A 20,543-nucleotide genomic window follows, 5' to 3' on the forward strand; every position below is an offset into this window, starting at 1 on the left:
CCTCTCTTATCAAATCGACTCAAACTGCCCCATTGGTGCTGACGTCAGACAAGCTTCACGGTCGGGTTCAAACCAAGGGGCCAGCAAGTCCACTGCGAAGTCAGCCCGTGCAACCCGCAATTGGGTTTCGACATATTTGATTCCAAAGGCTTCCATACACTCACGAAAGTGTTGCTCAGCCCCTTCAAGACCGCCTGTGGCGAGGCCAAAGGCTCGGAAGTCCACGGTGATGCCGGGATTGTTGGGAATGCGGTCTTGCGGGTCCTGAAACAGCCACACTGCCCCATGGTCGCCCGTATGAGCGGTGAAGCCGCGTGCGCCCTTGCCAGTCACGTTCAACGACACAGAGCCAAACTCGAGGACACAGTCGCTGTAGGTTTCTTTGGCGTGTTGCTTGGCGCATGCCAGTTCTTCGCGAAAGTCGTCAGGAATGTCGGCCTGAATGGTGAATTTCAGCCCATCTAAACCTGAATGCAGGATCGTTGCTTCCATTTGCGCTGACCTTCGCTTTCGTATTCGTGGAGGGGGGTGTTACAAGACTCGCCTCTATCGCGGCATGCCCTACCGCTGGGAGATTCGGTGATGTAAGGAAAATGAGTGCGGGGGCTTACGCCCCCTGAGTGCCTCCGGCGGGGCAGCATTTGTTTTGGGGCCGGAGCGAAGCCGCTCCGGCGCTGCCATCACTTGGCATTGGTTTGACGGCCAATCCAGATTTCGGCGCGCTCCGCGCATTTGGCAATATTCAGAAGGTCCGAATGGTGGAAGCTGTTCGAATTGCGCCATTCGCCGGTATCGGTCTTGTAGGCGCGGGACATGTCGACCGAGTAGAAGCCGTCATTGTCCCAAATGGTTGCAGTGATCAGGCCGATTTTGAATTTCTGTGCAGGCTGGTTTGCCATATTTCAGTGTCTTTCTGTTGATGTGTGTGGAAAAGGGCGCGGGACCGTTTCGCCCGCGCCCCTACAGAGCCATTCCGGCCCCAAAATCCCGCACGGCGCTGCCAACCCCGCGCGGGCAAAACTCAGGCTGCGGTGTAACTGCTGGTGTTGCCGTAGCGACGTGCCTCGGCCCATTCCAAAAGGTCACGGCGGCGATACCGGACAGAACGGCCCGACTTGTAGAATTTCGGGCCAAACCCCGTCACGCGCCATTTCTGAATGGTTCGCACGCTTTGGCACAGGAAGTCGGCGGCGTTGCTTTCATCAATAAAGCCGTCCAGATAATCCGTGGCGGGGCGGTTATTGTCATTTGCAGGTTCGTTGGTGAGCATCTGTTTACTCCAGTTTGAGTTGCTGATGCTCTAGACTTGGACCTACCGCCAATCTCTAAAAATGTCTATAAATCTTCGGTTGATTTATAGACCGGAACTTTCCGCTAACGATTTGAAAAGAGGAGAGAAAAACTTATGGATAGTTTTGTCTGAAATACCCGCAGGCGGTACGTATAAGTCAGCGTAACCCGATTCAATCCACTTTCTGATCTTCGGATAGTGGGACTTTTGCGATGCCGAAGGATCGATTTCGCGTATTTTGAGTAGTGCGTGGAATGCGGCTTCAATTGCAGGTCCAACTGTCGGACGTCCCGCTTTTGCGACGGGTATTTCAAACGGTTTCTTCAAAATTGGATCGGCTTCTTCTCGCACCATACGCACGCGGACGTCGACAAAGGTTAGCGATTGATAGTATAAAGTGTTGTCATCAAGCTTGGTCACTCTTGCCCATGCCTCCTTCGGGATTTGCACGGGTTTCAAGTCCAAAGTTCTCGGACGGTCGAAGCCGAACGCCCTGTACCTGCCCGATTGTAGTTTTTGGATCAGTTCGCCCGTGCACCTCTCCAATAGGTCTCGTTTTGGTTTCCCAAGATCGCCTAACTTTTTTGCGCTGTAAGCGAACAACTCTAAGCCTTCATAGTCCTGCGATTTACCTTCTTCAGCAGCGTCTTTTAAGTCTTCGATCCAAAGCTTGTTGCCAGCTTGGTCGTTAGCTGCTTTCCGCTCTTTTTCATAGATGTGTGCAGCATATGTTCTTGGGCAATCCGAAAGCCAAAAAGAGCACTTCCAAAGCTCCATGTAGTCCGCCACTGCGCGCCTCTTATATTTTGGATTAACACTGATGCACCCCCTACCCGGGGTAGGGGGTAGGTCGGGCACATTCAACCCACATATTGCAGCCACGTTATTGAAATTCCCGCTGCTGAGGTAAGCGAGTTACGTGCTGGAATAATTGCTATTAATATATGCCATCCAAGGCCAACGAAACGGGCCGTTGTTACACGCGAGCCAGAGTCCGCACATCCATGTCCACCATAGCATTCTGCATCGTGGAAGAATTTTCGGCGTGCTTGTGCTAATGTCGCCATGATCAATCAGGCAATGAGGTTTGGATGAGAATTAGCAAAGTGAATTCGTTTTATTGTCTTCTCGTTTTCACAAGTGTCAGTTGCATCGCTTTAGCACAACCGATTTTTTCGGAAGAGGCGTTACGTGAAGTAAAAAGCAATCAGTCTCCGCGAGAAGTCATAGTAAGCGGTTTCCGAAAATTTAAACGTGAACAATGGTCCAACGCACGAAGATACGGCGCGCAAATTGTGGACAACCCACCCGGAGGCTTGCCCGATAAAGCTCTGCGCATGGAATTACGCTATGGCGACTGTGGCAAGGAGAGAAAGTGGGATGACTGCGCGCGTGGAAATGAGCGCGTTGAATTTGCCAAATATAATGCTTTCCGAAACGGACAAGAAACGACCTACAACTGGTCTGTTTTCTTTGCACCCGGGTTTTCATCCAGAGGTGCCGGGCAGGTTATCGTCACACAGTTCTCAATGATGGGCGCAAACTCGCATCCGTTTCAGTTCAGCGTCCGCAATGGCTCTCTGGTTGCTTTAAAACGCGTCGAAAGCACCGATTGGAACTACGAAAGTCTTGTGAAGACGGTAATTCCAAGCCACTCGCTAACAGGGCGCTGGCATAACATCAAAGTTGACGCAAAGTGGTCGAGCGGCTCAGATGGACATTTCTTTGTCTGGGTAAACGAGAAGTTGGCCTACCAGTGGCGTGGAAGAACGCTAGGCGTCGGCAATACTGGTAGCATCAAAATTGGAATGTACCGCCAAAAGGTAACGCCAAAGGCCCCGGTCTTAGTAATGTACCTTGCTAATCTTTCTGAAAAAAAGTCATAGTTACGGGAGTTTAACGCGATGAAGAATGGTATTCTCTTTCAGGTGATAGTGCTTTGCCTTGGCTTCTTGTTTCCTACTACCAGCACGGCAGATGTTTGGTCCTCAAACGGCATTCCACCCGCGCTTAGCAACGGCTTGAAAGGCGTTGGGCTCAACACAGCGGGTGACTGGTCCAAATGTCGACAGGGCGCAAATACCAATGCGGACATGTCGCGCGCCCTAGCAGACGGATGGCGGCATATCACATATGTGATTTGCATTGATGACGTTTTGCAAATCAGCAATGGGTTCCGCTATAGCCCTAACAAGCTAAAGTCCAGAATGAGGACAGTGACGTCGCAGGTCCGTTCCTTGTCGTCTCGGTTTCCAAACGCGGTTTTTGTTGTTGCGTTCAAATCTCGCAATCAGGTCGGCGGATGGGATGCTCCAGGTCTGCGGACCAGCTTGATTTACGATGCCTACGAAAAATCCGAGGCAGTAAGAGCAAGCTATCAGCAAATGCTAAGGGATGCGGCGGTCGAAGCCAAGCCAATAAGCAGCAGCAAGTTAGCCTTTAGCATTATGAACGAACCTGAGTATCACAACAGAGGTTCGAGTGCCCTGAACCAATGGTACGAAAGCCATCTGGCGCTAGTAGATGCCGTTCAGCAAGTTGACCCCAACCGAGTGATCATTGTCGAAGGTATCTACAAGAGCGTAATTGGACGGCAACGCAAGCCATCGCAGCTCATGAAAAAACTGCCGCGCAAGAAAATCATTTACGGTTTTCACTACTATGCTCCGCATGATTTCACCCACAAAACGGGTCCGGGTGGGATGGCTTTCGACAAGGCGATAGCAAGAAAAGTGGCTAAAGACGTTAAAGCCGCAGCCGCATTCTCCAGATCCAAAAGAGTGCCTGTCATGTTGACTGAATTCGGTGTTTGGGGGCCGTATCCGACACAAGGGCCACTGAAAAGCGGTGTTTCGGCTCAGGATCGCGCTCAATGGGCTTCTGCAGTGTACGAAGGCGCGATTCCAAAGGGAGTTGGTTTGACGTGGTGGGCGTTACACGATCACAACACGCCATATCAAAGGCTTCGCTATGCAGGTGAAAAACGTCAACCAAAACTTGTGCGAGACTCTGCGCTTTGGCAGGCACTCCGGCTTGGAGGTGTGAACTAACGGACACGGTTTTGGCCGCGCTACTTACCTTGCCTTGGGTATACCTTACCCGGCGTATACCCCGGGTAGGGAGAAAACTCCCTATGTAACGTATCGTATACGTAGACGCCCTATGTAATGTAGTCGGCCTATGTATACGTATACAGAGTTGGTCGCGCTTTTTGACTTACCTAACCAGACGCAGCCCACTGCCGGTTTCCTGCACCCCGACCAACGTATTGAGCCGTGCTGCGTTTTCCTCCGCCGCCTGCCGAACCGGATCATCGGCCAGATGCGCATACCGCATAGTGGTCTGAATCTGGCTGTGCCCCAGCAACCGCCCAACCATCTGAATAGGCATGCCGGACGAAACCGCATTTGACGCATAGGTGTGGCGCAGGTCGTGAATACGAACATCTTGGAGACCAACCCGCTTACGTATACGACGCCATGGCTTTTGCAGGTCGGCGGCGTAGTGGCCGGGAACAGCCCCGGCAATTACGTAAGGGTTGTCAGGAAGCCGTGGCAGAGCGCTCAGAACTGCCCGGGCCGCCTGGGGCAGGGGAATGCGCCGCGCGCCTGTTTTGGTGTCTGGAAGCTCCATACCGGCGTCTGTGATGAACGACCATTGCAAGGTCTGGATTTCACCTAGGCGACTCCCGGTTAGGATCAGCAATCGGAAGGCGGCGACGACAAAGGGCGACTCCGAGCCATCCCGTTCCGCTTCTGCCAAAGCCTGTCCAAGTCGTTGCAATTCGTCTTGGCTCAGAAACCGTTCCCGTTTCTCTTCGCGGTATTTTGGGACATGGCGACAGGGGTTCGATCCGTCAGGCCGAAAGCCCCAGATTTCTGCCAGATTGAACATCTTGGACAACACGCCCAACGTACGGTTGGCTTGATAGGGTTTGTCCCGGAACTTGTGGTGCAACTCGGCAATGTCTTTCCGTTCTACGTCGACCACTTTAAAGCTACCAATTGCTGGAACGATGAACAGATCGATTGCCCTTTGGTACTCCCCTTGGGTGGACGGCTTGCAGCGCTCCTTGACGTGGGTGTCAAAGAACCGCTCACACAAGGCCGCAACCGTCGGTGCGCGGCGATGCTGGGCAATCTCTTCGGCAGGGTTCTCACCCTTAGCTACTTGCCCCATGAGTTCCTTTGCCAGCTTCCGCGCCTCGTCGACGGTGATCTTGCCATGCCGTCCGATGGAAACGCGCCGTGTCCTTCCGCCTTTGCGATACTGTGCCTGATAGGTCTTGGCCCCGGAGGGCATGACGCAGACACCAAACCCGGCAATCTGGCTGTCCCATACGAAGTAGTCTTTTGCCTCAACCGGTAAGGCTTCTACGGCGCGTTTGGTCAGTTTGGACATCCCTCATCCTTTCTCTGTCATCGCCCCGTGGAAGCATTGTGGAAGCAACTGGAAGCGGTTCATGGCGTAAGAGGTAGGGACGGAGCGTGCCGGGCGTCAATAATAAAACAACGATTCCAATAAGATAGAGTAGATCAGCGTTTTCCGGCGTAGCTGGTGCAGGAGAGTGTAAGCTATCTCATAACCTGAAGGTCAGAGGTTCAAATCCTCTCCCCGCAACCAAAATCCAAAAAAAGCCCGCTCGATCTACAAACAGTCCACTGGACTGTTTGCTTTACGATCTCACCTCGTCAGGCTCATAACCTGAAGGTCAGAGGTTCAATTCCTACTCCCGAAACCAAACTGAACGGTCGGAAAACAATCACCTAGCCTCGCAACCCGCAGGGCTTTTTTGCATTCCGCCAACACAAGTGAAAGCATTGTGGAAGCAAGCGGGGCGGGATGGGGAATGTGGCGGTCGGGACTGGAGTTGGAAGGATTATTGTTATTCGGTTCGCAAACGAAACTCGGGCCCAACCAAGCATTACCAATGCCTTAGGTCAGCTAATCCAGCATTATTTTTTTTGTAATTGATCCAGTGAACCTATTGAGGTCTCGTATCATTTGGATCGCCATGCTTACTTGATTTTGGCCTGCCCAGGCCAGACGATGCAGGTCGCGCCAAATCTACCCGGCAACATATGGAGGAGCCTGAGATGAAATCGCATGCGAAAGTCGTGGTTGTCGGAGGTGGATGCGTGGGCGCGTCGATCCTCTACCGGCTGACCGAACATGGCTGCACGGATGCCGTGATGCTGGAGCGGACGACCCTGACATCGGGTTCGACATGGCATGCGGCGGGTCTGTTGGTGACTTTCGTGCGTTCGCACAACGTCTCGAAGATGACGATGGAGACGATCCGCATCTATACCGAAGTCGAGCAAAAGTTGGGAAGCTCGGTCGGTCTGCGCAAAGTGGGTCAGTTGCGCATCGCAAATACCGAGAAGCGTTGGGACGAATTTCAATCCTACATCTCAATCGCCGAGGCCGCCGGGGTTCCCTGTAAACTGGTAACACCGGAGGAGATTGCCGAAATCCACCCGTTGCTGAACCAGTCCGAGCATATTCGTGGCGGGATCCTGCATACCGAAGATGGGTATGTGAACCCGGCGGACATCACCATGGCATTGGCCAAACTGGCCCGCGATGCGGGTGCCAAGGTCTATCAGAACACAGAAGCGCAATCATACGAAAAGCTGGACAACGGCCACTGGAAAGTCACGACCGATCAGGGCGAAATCACGTGCGAGCACCTGATCTTCGCGACTGGAAACTATGCCCGCGAAAACGCGCGTCGCGTAGGTCTTGATCTGCCCTGTATTCCGATTGTCCACCAGTACTGGACCACAGAAACCGTTCCGCTGCTGAAGGAGCGCCGCGCGCAAGGCTTGCCGGAATTTCCCATCCTTCGGGATGAAGATTACGGAGCGTATCTGCGAGAAGATGTAGGTGGAATTCAGTTCGGCCCGTATGAATTCACCAAAGACCTCAAGCTGTTTGCGGAAGACCGCGTGCCGCCGGATTTCGGGGCAGACTTGCTGCCCGAAGACTTCGACGCAGTGGAAACGCAGTGGGAACGCGCCATCGAACGTGTGCCGACGCTGGGAGAGATCGGCATCAAGGCCAACACCCGTGGACCGTTCCAGATGACACCGGACGAGCTGCCGCTGGCGGGGCCGGCTCCGGGACATGAGAACCTGTGGTTGGCCGAGGGTATGCCCGGTGGTATTCTCTGGGGCGGCACAGTCGGGAACCGTCTGGCCAAGTGGATTGTCGACGGCGACCCGGGGATGGACATGTCGGAACTGGACCCGCGTCGCTTCTCTGACTATGCGTCCAAGCGCTGGACCATGGACAAGGTGCGCGAAACCTGGGGCACGCATATGGATGCCCATGTCCCGGGTGAGGATTTCCCTGACGCGCGCCCTATGAAAACCGTGGGGTCGTATGACCTGCTGACCGCGCAGGGGGCGGTCTGGACCAGTTTCAACGGGTATGAGTTCCCACGCTGGTTTGCGCAGACTCCGGAGGAGGCCATCCCCGAACACAGCTTCCGCCGCACCGATCATATGGAACGGGTGCAAGAGGAAGTGCGCACAACTCGCGAGGAGTCGGGGTTCATCGAGATGTCGCCGATGACCAAATTCACCGTGCGCGGCCCCGGTGCTGCGGCGTGGTTGGACAGCATCATGGCCAACAAGCTGCCCAAGGTGGGCCGCATGACCTTATCACTGATGCTGAACCACAAGGGCGGTATGGATGCGGAATACACGATCGTGCGCTACGCCGAGGATGATTTCTATCTGATCTCGACGCCGAATTGGCGCGCGTATAACTGGGATCAGTTGCAGCGCGTTCTGCCCAAGGATGGCTCGGTCGTGATCGAGGATATCTCGGAACAGCTGGGCGTGATCGCTCTGGCCGGGCCAAAGGCGCGGGAGATTCTGCAACCGCTGACCGACAACGATTTGTCGAACGCGGCCTTCCCTTGGCTTTCGGCGCAAATGGGTGAGGTCGGGTACGCCAAAGACGTGCACCTGCTGCGCGTCTCTTATACCGGTGAGCTGGGATGGGAATTGCACCACCCGGTCGGCTACAACCGCCATCTTGTCGACCTGCTGTTGAAGGCGGGCGTCAAACCTTTTGGGCTTGAGGCGTTGGAATCCATGCGCCTCGAAAAATCCTATCGCGCGATCAATCGCGAGATCTGCAAGGACATGACGCCGTATGAGGCGAGCCTGGATCGATTTGTCGTGACCGAAGGCAGGGAATTCATCGGCAAGGCGGCCCTTCTGAGACAGAAGGATGAGGGTGGATACAACCGCCTGGTCACGTTGAAATTGCCGTTCTGCGATACCTCGGTAATGTTTGACGAAGGTGTCTACAAGGATGGCAAGTTGATCGGGCGCGTCACCTCGGGCGGGTTCTCGTATTATTGCAACCACGATATTGCAATGGCGCTGGTCCCGCCGGAACTGACCGCCGCCGGCACAGAACTGAAGGTGCTGATCCATAACGAGATGCGAGATGCCGAGGTCATCGACATTTGCGCCGTTGATCCCACCAGTGCCCGCGCGCGGGCCTGAGCGAGAGGTGGAAACATGACACAGCCAAATCCACGTTCAGCCCGCGGCGGTCGTGCCGCGCGTGTGCGCGCCCGCACAAACCCGCCGCCAGCGTATCTGTCGACCTTGAATTGCCGGGTGGGCCCCATCGATCTGCTTGGACCGGACGGCGTCGAGAGGCTTCACAACGCGGCGATGACCATCCTCGAAACGACCGGGATCGAGTTTCGCGATCCTGTAGCGCTGGCCGATTGGAAAAAACACGGTGCGGATGTCGATGGCCAGCGGGTTCGGATTGGGCGCGACATGCTGATGGATCTGATTTCGTCCGTGCCCTCGGAATGGGGTTATGCCGCGCGCAATTCTGATCGCTCCTTGCGGGTGGGGGGGCGAAATTCTGTTTTTGCCAACGCCTACGGGGCCCCGTTTGTCTATGATCTGGACGGTGTTCGCCGCCCTTCGACACTGGATGACGCGCATAACTTCTTCAAGATGAGTCAGATGAGCCAGGCTATGATGGTTCCGGGTATCCTGCCCGTCGAACCGCAGGACGTTCCGGTTCCGCAGCGCCATTTGGAGTTGGTACATGCGGCACTGACCCTGACCGACAAACCCATCAAGGGCTCGGTTCTGTCCGAGCAGGCTGCCCGAGACAGTGTTGACATGGCCCGTATCGTCTTTGGTGAGGAGTTCGTCGACAACAATGTGGTCATGGCCGCCCTTCTGAATTGCAACACCCCGCTGGTCTGGGACGAAACCATGCTGCAAAGCCTGCGGGTCTATGCGGCTGCCAACCAGCCCTGCCTGTTGTCGCCTTTCGTACTGGCGGGCGCCTCAACCCCGGCAAGTCCGCAGGGCGGCGTCGCGCTGTTGATCGCGGAGGGCCTTGCAGGCATGGCGTACAGCCAGATAATCCGCCGGGGCGCACCGATGGTTCTGGGCGTGGCGATTATGGGTGTCTCGATGAAAACCGGCGCGCCGATGATGGGCTCTCCTGAACCGGGGCTGATGAACCTGCTGGTCGGGCAGATGGCCCGCTTCTATCAGGTGCCCTGGCGGACCTGTACCATGTGGACCGGTTCGAAGTCCCCCGACATGCAAGCAGGGTATGATTCAGCCAATTCCATGTGGCCCGTTCTGTTGGGCGGTGCCAACTACATCGTTCACTCGGCAGGGTTTCTTGAAGGCGCACTGGGCGTCAGCTATTCCAAGTGGGTGCAGGACGCCCTGCAACTGGAAAACTTCCATCGCTTCTTCAGCGGCCTTCAGGACGAAGACCTGGACGCTCTTCTGGGGGATATTGGCAATATCGGTCCCGGCGGTCACTTCCTTGGCACCGATCATACGCGTGAAAACCCGATGCATATGAACCAACTGCAGAACAACGACAGTTTTGAACAATGGGAAGCAGAGGGATCGAAGACAGCCGAAATCGTCGGTCAGATAGAAGCGCGACGCATTCTGGACAATTACGTTCGGCCCTTCATGCCTGACGATCAACGCGGCGCGCTGGATGAATTTGTTGCCAAAAAGCGCGCGGAATACCAAAGCTAACAAAGATCAAACTAGGGCACCTGCGCCCTTTAGCGCCAATACAGGACAGGACTATGGAAATGGCCGACATCTCGACGAAAACGCTCTCACTTGAAGAGGTCAGGACCCTAGCCAAGTCCGTTCTGGTATCAGTTGGGATGGACGAGCGAGGCAGTAACGTTCTGGCAAATCTGGTAATGCTGTCCGAGCGTGACGGCCCACGCAGCCATGGGCTGCGCATGTTGCCGGTCTACGCGCAGAGCTTTACTTCGGGATATGCCAATCCAACGCCCAGCCCGACGGTTGAGCGTATGGCCCCTGGCGTTCTGCGCGCCGATGGTGACAACGGGTATTACCAGATCGCCGCCGAGAAGGCGCGGGTCGAACTGATAGCGTTGGCGCGTGAAAACGGAATTGCCGCCTTTACCTGCAGCAACTGTCACCACTTGGCGGCGTTGCGCTTTGACACCGAACCGCTGGCACAGGCCGGGTTGGTAGCCTTGGGCGTCGTGAACTCGTTGTCCATGGTTGTACCGCAGGGCGGTATTCGCCCTGTATTCGGAACAAACCCGATGTCATTTGCCTGCCCGCGCGATGGGAAAGAGCCGATTGTCTGGGATCAGGCTTCCTCGGTTGTGGCGCTTATGGATGTCAGAATGGCTGCGGCCGAGGGGCATGATCTGCCACGTCCGGGTGGCCTGGATACGACAGGCTCTCCCAGCACCGACCCCAACGCCATCCTTGAGACACGCAGCCTGTTGCCATTTGGCGAGCACAAGGGCGCAGCCATTGCCTTCTTGATCGAGGTTCTGGGCGCAGCGCTTGCTGGCGGAACATTGTCTGTCGACAACGCTTCGCGCGAAGCTCACGGAGCGCTGAATATCAAGGGCGGCGCCACCATGATCGCCATTGACCCGACCCGATTTGGCAACCCTGTGTTTGGTGACTACATCACCCGGATATGCGCGGAAATCGAAGGCAATGGTGAGGCCCGGGTGCCGGGGGACGGCAGGCTGTCAAAGCGGGCCTCGGCCACAAGAACCGGCGTTGCCGTCAGCACAGAACTCTTGGCGCAACTCGAAGAGCTGCGCCAATAAATCTGACGCAAAAGGCCTGCATGAGGGCGTTAAAGCTGTTCGACCTTCACCGAGTCGTTTGGATAAAACGCCAGGTGTTCCTTGATCTCCGCGACCGCGGGGATTGGTTCCTCGTAACTCCAGACGGCATTGTCGGTGACCGAGGATTTGTTGACGATCGAGAAATGCGTCGCGTCGCCCTTGTGAGGGCAGTGAGTCACCTTGTCGGTCTGGTCCAGAAAGGCCATGGCGATATCGGCGCGCGGGAAATAGATCACGGGGTCCAGATCGCCCTCAAGCAGTTCCAGCGCATTGCTGGTTTCGCCCAGAATTGCTCCTCCAGAGCGGACGGTCCATTTGCCTGGCAGGCGGCGGATCGTGATGTGATCTGTCATTCCCTCGGTCTCCTTCGTCGTGTCGGGCCCCCATCTGGTGCCCGCTTTATGTAACAGTTCGATGTCACAACGGGGCAGTTGCGGCATCCAACCACAGTTGTGCGTCAGGGCCCAGCCTGGGCCGCAGTTTTTCCGCGACGTCGCGGTGATACTCATTCAACCAGGCACGCTCGCTTGCGGTCAGCATGTCGACCACGATCAACCGACGGTCAAGGGGGACGTAGGTCAGTGTGCGCCAGCACAGCATCGCGCGTTCCGTGTCTCCGCCCGGTAAGGCCGGTGCTTCCTGAACCACCACGAGGTTTTCGAGGCGAATACCGAACGCGCCTTCCCGATAATACCCCGGCTCATTCGACAGGATCATACCGGGTTCAAGCGGTACGTGGCTGATCCGGGACAGGCGTTGAGGCCCTTCGTGAACGCTCAGGTAAGCGCCGACACCGTGCCCGACACCGTGGTTGAAATCCTGCCCGGCCATCCAGATTGGCAGTCGTGCGACGCATTCAATGTCGCGCCCTGCCAGACCAACGGGCCAGCGCAGCATAGACATTGCGATCATGCCTTTCAGAACCCGCGTAAAGCAGGCTTTCTCTTCGTCTGCGACATTACCGATTGCGATGGTCCGGGTGATATCGGTTGTGCCGTCCAGATACTGGCCGCCGCTGTCCAGAACCAGCAAATGACCGTTCTCCAACCGGCTGTCCGTTTCTTCGGTCACCCGATAGTGCATGATTGCGCCGTTCGGCCCGGTACCGGCAATGGTTTCAAACGATATGTCCTGAAGCGCGTTGTCTTTGCGGCGGAATTCCTCAAGCCGCGTGACCACCTGTATTTCGGTCAGGCTGCCGGCGGCTTGAGCGTCCAGCCAGCACAACAGTTCTATGACGGCAACCGCGTCGCGCAGATGTGCCTCAGCACTGCCGGCTATTTCAGCCTCGTTCTTGCAGGCTTTGGGAAGGGCGCAAGGATCACCGCCGTCGATCATCCGGTCACCCAGAGCGTCCGCAACGATCTGAGGCAGAGTGCCGAGATCGACCTGAACGGTGCCCTCCAATCGGCTGACCGCCGCAAGAAATTCGTCGGGCTCGTATTGTGTCACCTTCGGTCCGAAATGCCCTTCAAGTTCTGCGAGTTTTTGCGCGGCCATGAACAGATCCACGCGACCGTCGCTATGCAGAATGGCAAATCCGTGTGCCACCGGGTTGCGTGCAATGTCCGAGCCCCGAATATTCAGCAACCACATGATGGAATCGGGCAGGGTGATAACGGCTGCCGAATGCCCGGCCTTTTTCAGATCATCGGCCAGTCTGCCGATTTTGCTGTCGGCGCTTTCTCCGGCGAATTCAATGGGGTGCGCCTTGACCGGTTTCATTGGCGGGTCCGGCTGATCCTCCCAGATCCGGTCTACCAGATTGTCACATCGCACCAGCTCGATCTTGCCGCCATTCAATTCTTTCTGAGCCGTTGCAACCTGTCCCGCAGCATGCAGCCACGGATCAAACCCCACTTTGCCTCCGTTTGGCAACTGCTCCTTCAGCCAGGTGCTCAGGCTGACATCGGGCCAGGGCACCGGTGTATAGTCGCTGGCCACCTGCGCCTTGACCTGAGTGCGATAGCGCCCGTCGATAAACACCCCGGCGATATCCGCGAGCGCCGCGCAGAACCCGGCGGAACCCGTAAACCCGGTCAGCCACGCCAGCCGCTCATCCCGAGGGGCCACATACTCCCCCTGATGTGCATCTGACCGTGGAATCAGGAACCCGTCCAAACCTTCACGCGTCATCTCCGCGCGCAAGGCAGCCAGGCGAGGCGGCCCCTGTTCCGGGCGCGCAGTGACTTCGAAGGACTGGAACATGGTGGCCTCATTCTTGTCTCGATGCCGGGGAACCTGAGGCCTGCGGCGGCAAATGTCCAGCACCTCGGCCCGACGTTATTCAGTTGCGCCGAGGAAGCCTTGCAGCGTCTCGATATAGGTTTCGTAAACATCGTTGCCGGGCAGGGGAATGTGATTGGCAGTCTCCAGTATGACCAGTGACGCATCAGGAATACCCGCTGCCAACTTTCGCGCCTCTGACAAGGGATGCACAGCGCTGTTGCGACCGTGCAGAACCAACGTCGGGCATTGCACCTTTGGAAGCAGATGCAGGATCGAAGCGGTGTTCCCGCTGTCCCGCTGATACAGTTTCTGTTCGACGGAATAGAGCGCTTGCATCTCGTCCACAATCTCGCGCACCGTTTCAAGCGGGCCTTCAGGGAAATAGCTCAGCAGTGAGCCGACGGCATAACCGCTGCCTGGATCCTTCCAGCCTTCAATGATCAGGTTGCGGATCGAATCCGGCCCGGCCACGCCTTCACGGTGATCACGGCCCTCGGCCCAGCCGCCCACGATGGCCAGCCTGCTGACACGTTCGGGATATTTTGTGGCAAATTGCAGGGCCGAGAATACGCCGCCAAATTCCGAGACGATGGCAAATCGGTCGAACCCTGCGGCCTGTGTCACGGCCAGTATATCCTCTGCCACCCCTTCGTAGTTCGCCCGGCAGGGATCGCCCCAATGGGACTGCTGGCTTTTGTTGTAACGCAGCATCGTGAACTTGGCGTCCATCGCTTTCAGATAGGCGCGTTCTGATGTCAGCCGCCATTCTGCCTCAAGGTCATAAACGATCGAACCCACCCTCAGCACCGGAAGACCTTTGCCGGATACGGCGAATGCTATCGCTTGGCCATCATGGCCTCGGGCGTATTTCAGTTGCTGCATTCGCCTATTGCCGTTCGGATCGGGCTTGGGCTCGCGGTGAACCTCCGCCGTCATTTGCAACCCGCGCCGCACAATCGTCCGAATAATCCGCTGCGCCTTGCCATCGTCGCCCACCGCCTTGCGGGCCGCAGCGATGCGGGCACTGATCGTCGATTCCGAAACGAAGCGACCGTTCCAGACCCGCTCGATGATCTCTTCGCGGGCCACCAGCTTGCCGGGGCGTTCGGCCAGCAATTCCAACAGATCAAAAACCTGGGGTTCGACCGGTACAGCCTGACCGCCACGCAGAAGCACGTGACGGTCCACGTCCAGAACACAATCTGCAAACTTATAGCGCATGGGCCGAATACACTCCGTTTCGTTAGGGGCCACAAGGTTCAATGGCATTCCCAAAGGTTTCTCGGGGATTTCTCAGGATTGTCTTCAAGCGGGAAGGCAGCGCGGTTGCCAGATTGAAGGCAACAGACAGGAGATACAAATGATGCCGCCATTCGACACCGCATTGTTGCACCACACCGCCGTTCGGCACAGGTACAAGGCACCCCAGCCCGGAACCGAACGAAAAACAGGATCGGTCGTGAAGAACTGGCTGATAGGGATGCTATTCCGTCCGGCAGGGCGGGGTCAACGGGTTTAACTTGCCCGTTTCAACCCCATCACACGGGCCCGCGCGCGCGGGTCGCTGTCGAACAGGGCCGCCAGTTGCTCGGTCATCGCGCCGGCCAGCTGCTCGACATCGGTGATTGTCACCGCGCGGTCATAGTATCGGGTCACGTCGTGACCGATACCGATGGCCAGCAGCTCGACCATTTTGCGTTTTTCGACCATGGCAATGACGTCGCGCAGGTGTTTTTCCAGATAATTGGCCGGGTTCACGCTCAGCGTTGAATCATCGACCGGAGCCCCGTCCGAAATCACCATCAGAATCTTGCGCTGCTCGCGCCGCTGGATCATCCGGCGATGTGCCCATTCCAGTGCCTCGCCGTCGATGTTTTCCTTCAGCAGGCCCTCTTTCATCATCAGGCCCAGATTCGGGCGCGCGCGACGCCAAGGGGCGTCCGCACCTTTGTAGATGATGTGACGCAGATCATTCAGACGTCCCGGCTGCTGAGGGCGCCCGTCGTTCAGCCACGCCTCACGCGCCTGACCACCTTTCCATGCCCGCGTGGTAAAGCCCAGAATCTCGACCTTCACGTTGCAGCGTTCCAGCGTCCGCGCCAGAACGTCGGCACAAATTGCGGCAATTGAAATCGGACGGCCGCGCATCGAGCCCGAGTTATCCAACAGCAGCGTCACCACCGTGTCGCGGAATTCGGTATCCTTCTCGACCTTGAAGCTGAGCGGCGTGGTCGGATTTGCCACAACCCGCGCCAGGCGGCCCGCGTCCAGAATGCCTTCTTCGCGATCGAACTCCCAGCTTCGGTTCTGTTGTGCTTGCAGGCGGCGTTGCAGCTTGTTGGCCAGACGGCTGACCGCGCCTTTCAGCGGCTCGAGTTGCTGATCCAGATAGGCACGCAAACGTTCCAGTTCCGCAGGCTCGGCCAGGTCCTCGGCCGCGATCTCTTCGTCGAATGTGTTCAGGTAGACCTTGTAGTCGGGATCGGCCTCGGAGGCCGGCGGCGGGGCGGGCGGTTCCATCGGCGCCTCGCCTTCGGGCATCTCGGCCTCATCGCCCATTTCATCCTCGGCCATTTCGTCCATCGAGACCTGGGCCTGAGACTGGTCCTGCTGCTCTTCCTGCGTCTGTTCCGGGGTCGCGTCGGCGTCCTGTTCGTCCTGATCGTCCTGACCGGTGCTGTCTGGATCAGGTTGTTCTTCGGCGTCGTCCTCGGCCTGATCTTCCTGCTCGTCGTCCAGCTCGTCCGGGTCATCGCCCAACTGGTCGCCGTAGCCCAGATCCTTGATCATCTGGCGGGCGAATTTTGCGAACTCGGCCTGATCCGAGAGCACCTCGTCGAGGTTCTCGAGAACTTCACCGGCCTGTTCCTCGATAAATCCGCGCCACAGGTTCATCACGTTCTCGGCCGCAGGAGGAAGGTCGCGCCCGGTTGCCAGATGCCGGATCAGGTAACCGGCTGCGACGGACAATGGCGCCTCGGCCGGTTGCTTGCACTGATCATAGCCGCGCCTGATCGCCTCATGCCCGATCTTGACGTCGATGTTGGACGCGGTACCAGGCATATCCCGTGCGCCCATCGCCTCGCAGCGGGCAACCTCCATCGCCTCGTACAGATCGCGCGCCATGTCGCCCGGTGGCGCATAGCGCGCATGGGTCGCATCGTCGTGATACTTGCGTTGCAACGCCAACGCATCCGCCGTTCCGCGCGCCAGCAGCACTTCTTCGCGCGTCATCCGGCGTGAGACCTGCGGCAACCGCATCGACTCGCCCGACAGGCCCGAAGGGTCGACCGTGTAAGAGACGTTCAGCTCGGGATCGTCAGCCATCACCTTGGTGGCTTCGGCCAGAGCTTTCTTGAACGGATCGGCAGGGTTGTCGTTGGGTTTGCTCATCGGTGGCAGGTCCGGCGTTGTTCTGTTCGGGCAACCTAGAGCCAATCACTGGCCTTGACCATAGGGCCAGTCCCGATTTCCCGTTGCGCCACCTGTTACAGCAGGACTTCGCGGCACTCGGAAATCCGGAGCGCCAGCAATTGTTCGGCTCCGGCGACGATGCGTGCGTCAAAGCTGTAATCCATGTCAGCAAGTAATTGGGCGACTTCGACCCATCCGCGTACACGCCAGCGCTTGGGTTGATGCTCATCTACACCGTCGTCCAGGGCCCAGGGCAAAACAGCTTCGAGCATCTGGTCGAATTCCTGCTGAAGTACCGAAACGGAACCGGCCTGTTCCTCCTGCCGGGCCCGATGGCGCGTGGCCAGTGCCTCCAGCCGTCCAGAACAGGTTGCAAACAGCTCTGCGCGGTCCGAAGATTCAACGGGCAGCGCTTGCGCTGGAAAGCCTGCAAAGACGGCGGCAAATGCGAAAACTGAAAAAAGGCGAAAATATGACATGCAATTAATATAACATAGATATGCATTGTATAAAATACGTATATACATACCGCATCACTGCCTGTAGCAAACGCACCACATCTTCAAAATTGGCGTATTATTCCAGCAAGATATTGACGCAGCGGCCGTATATAGACTTGCCGTCACGGTACCGCCTAGATGCAGAAACCATTGGTGCAGATTTTAGACAAAATCTGTTTCAGTCAGCGCTTCGAGGTATCAGAGCTCAGCTCCTGCGTCGCTCAACGCGATCTCTTTGCTCGCTAGCCGCGCCAAAAGGTCCACATGAACGTCAAGCGCATCCACCACGGCATATCCCGGAGATTGACCGTCAAACGCCAGATTCAGGTCCGTTCCGGCCAGCACCACGGCGTCCGCCCCGTGATCCTCGACCAGGCGCTGGCCCGCATCCAGAAATAGCGCGCGCTGTTCGTTGGAGCAGACGCCGGCGACAGCCATATCCTGATACGTCTGCCCGAGCGTATCGATCTCATCTTCCAGAACAACGGGACGTGTCACGCGCAGTTGCCCATAAAGGCCGGTTCGCATGACGACACGCGTCCCCAGCAGGCCAACGGATTGGAAACCTTGCGCCGCAAAATAAGTGTCCAACGGTTTTACTGCGGACACCAGAGGCAGGGACGACAGGGCCACCGTCTCCTCATAACAGAAATGTCCACCCAGTGAGGTTATGGCCGCACACTCTGCCCCGGAAGCTTTGAGCCGATCGATCAGGCCGGCATACACCCGAGCCTGCGCTTTCCGTTCGTCGGCCAGGTTGTTGCGGATCAGCTCCTGCACATCGGCGTGGACGATTGTGAGTTCCAGAGGCTTACCGCGCGCGGCCATTGCTGCGGTCAGCCGCTGGTAATAAACGACCGTTGCCGCAACTCCGATTCCGCCGATCAAACCGATGTGCATCTTTTTCTCCCACCTAAGCTCCCACCTTTGTTCGTACGATAGTTGTTGCCGTCTAAAGAAAGTCCAGAGCAACGATTGCGATGCTATACCTTACAATTTGAAAGGTGAAAGTTTGGTCAGAACACTAACCGCAACGAGGCCTGGTCTTTGTCTCCATCCCTTTTTGAAATTCGCCAACCGATCCCTTGGTCAGGCAGGGAAACTGCCAAAATTTGTCGTTGAGACGAAGCTCCAGGATCACCCCAGGCTCGCACTCGCCGCACTTTCCGGCAGTTCCTCGTCAAAGCAGCGCTGATAGAATTCGGCTACGGTCTGACGCTCCAGCTCATCGCACTTGTTCAGGAACGACAGGCGGAAGGCATAGCCCACGTCGCGGAATATCTCGGCGTTTTGCGCCCAGTTGATCACGGTGCGTGGGCTCATGACGGTGGACAGGTCACCATTCATAAAGGCGGTTCGGGTCAGGTCGGCGACGGTAACCATCTGGCTGACGGTCTTGCGGCCCTTCTCGGTGTTGTAATGCGGTGCCTTCGACAACACGATCATCGTTTCTGCGTCGTGGCTGAGGTAGTTCAGCGTCGAGACCAGCGACCAGCGGTCCATCTGAGCCTGGTTGATCTGTTGCGTGCCGTGATAGAGACCCGTCGTATCGCCCAGACCGACGGTGTTTGCCGTGGCAAACAGGCGGAAGTTAGGGTTCGGCGTGATGATCTCGTTCTGGTCCAGCAAGGTCAGCTTGCCGTCATGTTCCAGCACGCGCTGGATCACGAACATCACGTCGGCGCGGCCCGCGTCGTATTCGTCGAAGACGATTGCGACCGGGTTCCGCAGGGCCCAGGGCAGGATGCCTTCGTGGAATTCGGTGACCTGCTTGCCGTCGCGCAGCTTGATGGCGTCTTTGCCGATCAGGTCGATCCGGCTGATATGGCTGTCGAGGTTCACGCGAACAGCAGGCCAGTTCAGGCGCGCGGCGACCTGTTCGATATGGGTCGATTTCCCGGTGCCGTGATAGCCCTGGATCATCACCCGGCGGTTATGGGCAAAGCCCGCCAGAATCGCCAACGTAGTTTCGGGGTCGAACTTGTAGGTGTGGTCGACGACCGGCACACGATCACTTTTCTCTGCAAAGCCTTTGACATTCATGTCGGTATCAATGCCGAACACGTCACGGACCGAGATATCTTCGGTGGGTTTTGCGTTGATGTCGATCGATCCGTCAGCCATGCGTCTTGTCCTTATCCTTTGCCCCGCCCGGCGGGTTTGAACCTGTGTGTGGTGCAACATATTACGGGCAAGGGCAAGGGAAAGCCGCGCGCGCCCCGGACTAGTGCGGTCTTTCTTTGAAACTGGACTTATGGACGTGCAAGCGCCGATTATTCGAGGATCGCGTCACGCACCCGGATCAGGCTGCGTTCGTCCACGAAGCGCGGGGTCGATTGCATGTACTCGTGAAACGCGCGGCCATAGCCCTGCAGCAACCAGCGTTCTTCGTTGAGCACGAATAAGAAGTAGATTACGAACAATGCCGCCGCCAATCCCAGGGTTGCCCACGAACCGCTGGCGATGCCCAATCCGACCGTAGCCAGAACCGAGGTCACATATTGCGGGTTTCGGGAATAGGCATACATGCCGCCCGTCACCAGGCCGTCACTCTCGCAATAGGTGTTGTCCAGGCCCAGAAAACGGTAGCCCCACAGTGTGATCCCGAAGGACAGGACCATGATCGGAACACCGATCATGTAACGCACCCAATGCCCCCAACCGTTTACCCAGACTTCGCTGAATGCGAAAACCACCGTCGCACCGCAAAACAGCCGGAACAGGCCAAAGGCGGTATGATGGCGCCATCCGCTGGCGCTAGGCCACAATCCTAACTGCGGGAGACGCAGGTTCAGCGCCAGATATGCGCTCAGCAACAGGGCCGAGCCGAGAGCAACCAACAAAGAAATCGCATGTACAGGGTAAATGAGGTGTTCCATATCACGTTCCAATTGGGACAGGTCTTTTTCGGATATGGGCTGTCAAAGCGGCCCATGAGACAGGCCGTAACGGT

18 protein-coding genes are annotated in these 20,543 nt (G+C 57.1%); 5 read left to right on the forward strand and 13 right to left on the reverse strand.

The genetic code is table 11. The annotated features are described in order from the left end of the window. Nucleotides 1-9 precede the first annotated feature (9 nt). From AC2TDJ_RS20455 to AC2TDJ_RS20470, 4 genes are all read right to left on the reverse strand, one after another. Nucleotides 10-492, reverse strand: coding sequence for a hypothetical protein (locus tag AC2TDJ_RS20455; RefSeq protein ID WP_480844528.1), 483 nt, complete (start codon nt 490-492; stop codon nt 10-12). Nucleotides 493-680: 188 nt separating this feature from the next. Further along, entirely contained in the window at nt 681-899 is a 219-nt protein-coding gene (locus AC2TDJ_RS20460) for a hypothetical protein (protein WP_170385458.1), read from the reverse strand. Nucleotides 900-1,021: 122 nt separating this feature from the next. After that, nucleotides 1,022-1,270 (reverse strand): helix-turn-helix domain-containing protein, encoded by a 249-nt coding sequence (locus AC2TDJ_RS20465; RefSeq protein WP_480844529.1) that lies wholly within the window; start codon nt 1,268-1,270, stop codon nt 1,022-1,024. An 84-nt stretch (nt 1,271-1,354) separates the two neighbouring features. After that, nucleotides 1,355-2,080, reverse strand: a complete 726-nt coding sequence (locus AC2TDJ_RS20470; protein ID WP_480844530.1) for a hypothetical protein — start codon at nt 2,078-2,080, stop codon at nt 1,355-1,357. 302 nt (nt 2,081-2,382) lie between these two features. On the opposite strand from AC2TDJ_RS20470, the gene AC2TDJ_RS20475 reads away from it, so the two are divergent. Next, nucleotides 2,383-3,177 carry a heparin lyase I family protein gene (locus AC2TDJ_RS20475; protein ID WP_480844531.1) on the forward strand — a complete coding sequence of 265 codons (795 nt, stop codon included), beginning with the start codon at nt 2,383-2,385 and terminating at the stop codon, nt 3,175-3,177. Nucleotides 3,178-3,195: 18 nt separating this feature from the next. Next, a complete protein-coding gene (locus AC2TDJ_RS20480; RefSeq protein ID WP_480844532.1) occupies nt 3,196-4,341 on the forward strand; it encodes a glycoside hydrolase family 5 protein in 1,146 nt (381 codons plus the stop codon). Nucleotides 4,342-4,507: 166 nt separating this feature from the next. On the opposite strand, the gene AC2TDJ_RS20485 is transcribed toward AC2TDJ_RS20480, so the two are convergent. After that, nucleotides 4,508-5,692 (reverse strand): tyrosine-type recombinase/integrase, encoded by a 1,185-nt coding sequence (locus tag AC2TDJ_RS20485; protein WP_480844533.1) that lies wholly within the window; start codon nt 5,690-5,692, stop codon nt 4,508-4,510. A 695-nt stretch (nt 5,693-6,387) separates the two neighbouring features. Between AC2TDJ_RS20485 and AC2TDJ_RS20490 the strand changes: the two genes are divergently transcribed. From AC2TDJ_RS20490 to AC2TDJ_RS20500, 3 genes are read left to right on the forward strand one after another with little or no spacing between them, the layout of a single operon-like run. Further along, a complete protein-coding gene (locus tag AC2TDJ_RS20490) occupies nt 6,388-8,817 on the forward strand; it encodes a GcvT family protein (protein ID WP_480844534.1) in 2,430 nt (809 codons plus the stop codon). Between the two features lie 15 nt (nt 8,818-8,832). Next, complete coding sequence (locus tag AC2TDJ_RS20495) at nt 8,833-10,350, forward strand: trimethylamine methyltransferase family protein (protein WP_480844535.1); 1,518 nt, start codon at nt 8,833-8,835, stop codon at nt 10,348-10,350. Between the two features lie 53 nt (nt 10,351-10,403). Further along, entirely contained in the window at nt 10,404-11,426 is a 1,023-nt protein-coding gene (locus tag AC2TDJ_RS20500; protein ID WP_480844536.1) for an Ldh family oxidoreductase, read from the forward strand. A gap of 29 nt (nt 11,427-11,455) precedes the next feature. Here AC2TDJ_RS20500 and AC2TDJ_RS20505 read toward each other — a convergent pair whose 3' ends face one another. The 8 genes from AC2TDJ_RS20505 to AC2TDJ_RS20540 form a co-directional block, all read right to left on the reverse strand. Beyond that, nucleotides 11,456-11,800: a DUF427 domain-containing protein gene (locus AC2TDJ_RS20505; protein WP_480844537.1), complete on the reverse strand. Its 345-nt coding sequence runs from the start codon at nt 11,798-11,800 to the stop codon at nt 11,456-11,458. 64 nt (nt 11,801-11,864) lie between these two features. After that, nucleotides 11,865-13,655 carry an aminopeptidase P family protein gene (locus tag AC2TDJ_RS20510; RefSeq protein ID WP_480844538.1) on the reverse strand — a complete coding sequence of 597 codons (1,791 nt, stop codon included), beginning with the start codon at nt 13,653-13,655 and terminating at the stop codon, nt 11,865-11,867. 75 nt (nt 13,656-13,730) lie between these two features. Beyond that, nucleotides 13,731-14,897, reverse strand: a complete 1,167-nt coding sequence (locus AC2TDJ_RS20515) for an alpha/beta hydrolase (protein WP_480844539.1) — start codon at nt 14,895-14,897, stop codon at nt 13,731-13,733. Nucleotides 14,898-15,191: 294 nt separating this feature from the next. Further along, nucleotides 15,192-17,069, reverse strand: a complete 1,878-nt coding sequence (gene cobT, locus AC2TDJ_RS20520; protein WP_480844540.1) for a cobaltochelatase subunit CobT — start codon at nt 17,067-17,069, stop codon at nt 15,192-15,194. 95 nt (nt 17,070-17,164) lie between these two features. Then, nucleotides 17,165-17,569, reverse strand: coding sequence for a hypothetical protein (locus AC2TDJ_RS20525; protein WP_480844541.1), 405 nt, complete (start codon nt 17,567-17,569; stop codon nt 17,165-17,167). Nucleotides 17,570-17,788: 219 nt separating this feature from the next. Beyond that, the gene (locus AC2TDJ_RS20530) at nt 17,789-18,490 is read right to left on the reverse strand and encodes an aspartate/glutamate racemase family protein (RefSeq protein WP_480844542.1); all 702 of its coding nucleotides are present in this window, start codon (nt 18,488-18,490) and stop codon (nt 17,789-17,791) included. 237 nt (nt 18,491-18,727) lie between these two features. Next, a complete protein-coding gene (cobS, locus tag AC2TDJ_RS20535) occupies nt 18,728-19,714 on the reverse strand; it encodes a cobaltochelatase subunit CobS (RefSeq protein WP_480844543.1) in 987 nt (328 codons plus the stop codon). A gap of 149 nt (nt 19,715-19,863) precedes the next feature. Further along, nucleotides 19,864-20,469: a methyltransferase family protein gene (locus tag AC2TDJ_RS20540; protein ID WP_480844544.1), complete on the reverse strand. Its 606-nt coding sequence runs from the start codon at nt 20,467-20,469 to the stop codon at nt 19,864-19,866. Between the last annotated feature and the right edge of the window lie 74 nt (nt 20,470-20,543).

This window comes from Ruegeria sp. HKCCD6647-2 (genome assembly GCF_057221075.1).